The 208-nt window shown below is 53.4% G+C and carries 2 tRNA genes; both read left to right on the top strand.

Annotated elements, in window-relative coordinates:
- The first annotated feature begins 33 nt into the window (after positions 1–33).
- Positions 34–110, top strand: a tRNA-Ile gene (locus AB4493_RS16880).
- Between the two features lie 14 nt (positions 111–124).
- A tRNA-Ala gene (locus AB4493_RS16875) sits at positions 125–200 on the top strand.
- Positions 201–208: the final 8 nt, after the last annotated feature.

Below are 208 nucleotides of genomic sequence, written 5' to 3'. Positions count from 1 at the left end.
TGATTAGGTTTAGAAAAGTTAAGAGACGATATTGGGTCTGTAGCTCAGCTGGTTAGAGCGCTCGCCTGATAAGCGGGAGGTCGGTGGTTCAAGTCCACTCAGACCCACCAATATCGACCTAGATGGGGCTATAGCTCAGCTGGGAGAGCGCCTGCCTTGCACGCAGGAGGTCTGCGGTTCGATCCCGCATAGCTCCACCATCTTTAAG

The organism is Vibrio sp. 10N.222.55.A1 (genome assembly GCF_041473835.1).
GTDB classification, from domain to species: Bacteria; Pseudomonadota; Gammaproteobacteria; order Enterobacterales; family Vibrionaceae; genus Vibrio; species Vibrio crassostreae_C.
This window is presented reverse-complemented; position numbering and strand designations above follow the sequence as displayed.